General features: G+C 64.6%; 1 protein-coding gene. It reads right to left on the reverse strand.

Going from position 1 to position 1,283, the window contains the following annotated elements; genetic code table 11:
* Position 1 precedes the first annotated feature (1 nt).
* Entirely contained in the window at positions 2-1,234 is a 1,233-nt protein-coding gene (locus ABF821_RS20995; RefSeq protein WP_415531475.1) for a cytochrome b, read from the reverse strand.
* Positions 1,235-1,283: the final 49 nt, after the last annotated feature.

Consider the following 1,283-nt stretch of genomic DNA (forward strand, 5'->3'; position numbering starts at 1 on the left):
CTCATGCCCCGCGCTCCCCGGCAATGCTCTCCGGCAGCACGACTCCACGCTCCCACCGCGCCGACAGTGGCAGCAGAACCAGAAAATGCGCGAAATAATAAACCACCGCGATCCGCCCCGCGATCATCCACCCCCCCTGCGCATGATGCCGACCGACGAAGCCCAGCAGGATGAAGCAGACGACCAGCACCCCCATGCCGACCCGATAAACCGGCCGAAACCGCGCCGAACGGATCGGCGAGCGGTCGAGCCACGGCACCAGGAACAACACCAGGATCGCCCCCACCGAGGCCAGCAGCCCGCCGAATTTCGACGGCACCGACTGAAGAATCCCGTAGAACGGCAGGAAATACCATTCGGGCTCGATATCGGCCGGCGTATGCAGCGGGTTGGCCGGGCGGAAATTCTCGGCCTCGAACACCACGTTGGGCAGAAAGAACACCACCACCGCAAACAGCAGCGCGAACAGGATCAGCCCCAGCGCGTCCTTGCTGGTATAATAAGGGTGAAACGGCACCGTATCGCGCGGCCCTGTGGGCTCGATCCCCAGCGGGTTGTTCGAGCCCGTCACATGCAGCGCCGCGACATGCACCCCCACCACGCCCAGCACCGCGAAGGCCAGCACCATGTGCAGGATGAAGAAGCGATGCAGCGACACATCCCCCGGCGCGTCGCCCCCCTGGAGAAAATGCTCCAGCCACGGCCCCACGACCGGCACCTCATCGACCGCCTTGCCCGCGACATCCGCGCCCCAGTACGACATCTGCCCCCAGGGCAGGACGTATCCGGCAAAGGCGGTGAACATCACCATCGCCAGCAGCACCAGTCCGGTCAGCCACAGCATTTCGCGCGGCGCCTTGTAAGACCCGTAATACAGGCCGCGAAACAGATGGATATACAGCGCGGCCAGAAACATGCTGGCGCCGGTCACATGGATCGACCGCAGCAGCCACCCGCTCGGCACCTGGCGCTCGATCGCCTCGATCGACGCAAACGCCCCGGCGGCGGTGGGCGTGTAATTGATCGCGAGGAAAATGCCCGTCGCCAGCATCACCAGCAGCACGACCGTCAGGATCGCACCGAAATTCCACAACCCGTTCAGGTTGCGGGGCGTCCGATAATCGACATATTCCCGGCGAAAGGCCGAGACGACCGGCAGTCGCGCGTCCAGCCAGGGCAGAATGCCCGTCTTCTCCTGTCGATCCTGCGTATCGCGGGAACCTGCGTCCGTCATTCGGTCCTCAATCCTCCGCCCCAACGGCGCCCGCCTTCCATAACGGCCC

The organism is Gluconacetobacter sp., from assembly GCF_047721585.1.
Classification (GTDB): domain Bacteria; phylum Pseudomonadota; class Alphaproteobacteria; order Acetobacterales; family Acetobacteraceae; genus Gluconacetobacter; species Gluconacetobacter dulcium.